3 protein-coding genes are annotated in these 2,206 nt (G+C 60.9%); all 3 read left to right on the top strand.

What is annotated here, in order from left to right; translation table 11 throughout:
* Positions 1-680 (top strand): glycosyl transferase family A (locus tag EN994_RS28235; protein WP_127307999.1); only part of this gene is annotated, 680 nt, incomplete at its 5' end.
* Positions 681-970: 290 nt separating this feature from the next.
* Positions 971-1,366, top strand: coding sequence for a hypothetical protein (locus EN994_RS28230; protein WP_024501833.1), 396 nt, complete (start codon positions 971-973; stop codon positions 1,364-1,366).
* 154 nt (positions 1,367-1,520) lie between these two features.
* A partial coding sequence (locus EN994_RS28225; protein WP_127307998.1) for a family 16 glycosylhydrolase occupies positions 1,521-2,206 on the top strand: 686 nt, incomplete at its 3' end.

Raw genomic sequence — 2,206 nt, 5'->3', positions numbered from 1 at the left:
CCTCCAGCAGAATCATGCTGATCAGGGATGATGCGACAGGCGACGCGACGAAAATCGTCGCGCCGCAATTTGCCGCCGATCCGGAATTCCTCGATTTCGAGCGTTTCGTCGAAGGCAACATCTCCAGGCGCCGCGTGCAGAGGGGCGAACTGGGCTTTTTGAAGCCGGTGATCAGCCGTGCCTTCCTCGACCGCCATGGGTTGAGCTACGACGAGAGCCTGCGGCTGGGCGAGGACTATGAACTCTACGCCCGCGCGGTCGCATGCGGGGCGCGGTTCAAGGTCATTCGCTCCTGCGGCTACGGCGCCATCGTCCGCGCCGATTCCCTGAGCGGCCGCCACAAGACCCAGGACTTGAAGCGTTTGGCCGATGCGGATCTGGCGCTGCTGGCGATCGACAGCCTGCCGGAAGGCTCGAAGGCGGTGCTGCGGCGGCATGAACGGCACGTGCGCGACAAATATCGGCTGCGTAATTTCCTTGACGTCAAGGCCGAGCGGGGGCTGGGCTCGGCTGCGGCTTACGCCTTCGCCAGCCTGTCCAACCTCGTCCCCATCGTCCAGGGCGTGGCTTCCGACAAGCTCGAGGCGCTGTTTCGTCGTGTCGGCCTTGTGTCCAGCCAAAAGCCTGTGCCGCCGCTGCGCTTTCTGATGGCCGGAACCAGCACGGGCAAGGAACGCTGAGAGCGGTCCCGATGCAGCGATTTGTCCACTCGCGGCATGTCATCACGCAAACCATTTCGGTCGGATTTATGAGTTTACGAATTGGGTGGTTGCCTCGCGGCTCCGACGATGGCAGTCTATGTTGCGGTGCAGCATAGTGGACGACCAGCCGAACTTGGCCCCCGATCGGATTGGTCTGATGTCTCTCCCTCAAAAGGAGCACGACAACGCAACACGAGTTTTTGAGCCCCGGCTGCGGGGATCGGCCAGAAGCCCGGCCCACAAGCCGGCGATGACGGGAACCTGAGTTCATGGCCTCGATATTCGGTTTCAGATCAAGGGATCCGGCCCGCGACCGTCAGGCCGATGTTTCACGTCTTGATCGTCTGGCAAAGCTGTTCGAGCAGATTGCGGCCGAGATCGAGGCCGAGAGAACCGGGCTTGAGAATCGCTACCGGACGACGTCGACCAACGCCGCCTTTCTGGTCGAAGCGATGGAAAACGGCTCTGCTTCCGACAAGCGGTCTTCGGAAGTCAGCGCACTGACACAGTCGATCCTGAATTGCGAGCGCCGCATCGCGGCGCTGTCGCGCCAGGACGGCATGATGAAAGAGCTCCGTCATTCGCTGGATACGGTCTTTGACGAGGATGCCTCCTCGGCCGCCGCGGCGGAATTCGCCTGGCCGGCAGGCGCCGGCAGAGGTTGAACGTGAAGGCTCGGAACTGTTGCAACAGATTTGATGCAAGGCGGGAAGCAGAAGCAATCGAGAGGGTCACAAGGAAGGTCAAGGTTGGCCCGTGCAGGAGCGGTTCGAACGTCGACTTTGGGTTGGGGACACACAGCGCAAAGGTGAGTTTGGTATGAATTGGAATCCGAAACCTACGACGGCAATTGACGCACCGCCTCTCGCATATCGGACCGGACAAGCCGCCCGGCGGCTGGGGTCGCTCGGTGCGTTGCTGCTGGCTGCTCTTGGCGGTTTCCTGGCAACCCCTTCCCATGCCCAGGACATTCCGACATCGCCGTCCTTTGTCGATGATTTCAAAAGCTTCGACCGCACGCGCTGGTATGTTTCCGACGGCTGGAACAACGGCAGCCATCAGAATTGCACCTGGTCGAAAAATATGGTCGAACTGTCGAATGGTGTGCTGTCGCTCGGCTTCGAAAAGCAGACGCTGAAGGATCGCGACTACGTCTGCGGCGAGATCCAGACCAAGCAGCGCTTCGGCTATGGCACCTATGAGGCACGGCTGAAGACCGATACCGGCTCCGGCCTCAACGCCGCGTTCTTCACCTATATCGGTCCAAGCGACAAGCAGCCCTGGGACGAGATCGACTTCGAGGTCCTGACCAAGGACACCTCCAAGGTGCAGGTCAACGCCTATATCGCGGGCAAGGGCAAGAACGAGAAACTGGTCGACGTACCGGGCGGCACGGAGAAGGCCTTCAACGACTACGCCTTCGTCTGGCAGAAGGACAGCTTGCGATGGTACGTCAACGGCCAACTGGTGAACACGATTACCGACCCGGCGAAGCTGCCCAGCCA

It is taken from the genome of Mesorhizobium sp. M7A.F.Ca.CA.002.09.1.1, assembly GCF_003998555.1.
In the GTDB taxonomy this organism is placed as follows: Bacteria; Pseudomonadota; Alphaproteobacteria; order Rhizobiales; family Rhizobiaceae; genus Mesorhizobium; species Mesorhizobium ciceri.
This window is presented reverse-complemented; position numbering and strand designations above follow the sequence as displayed.

Excerpts from the sequence above, each read along its gene's own strand:
- EN994_RS28230 (WP_024501833.1), top strand. The coding sequence starts at position 971 with ATGGCCTCGATATTCGGTTTCAGATCAAGGGATCCGGCCCGCGACCGT.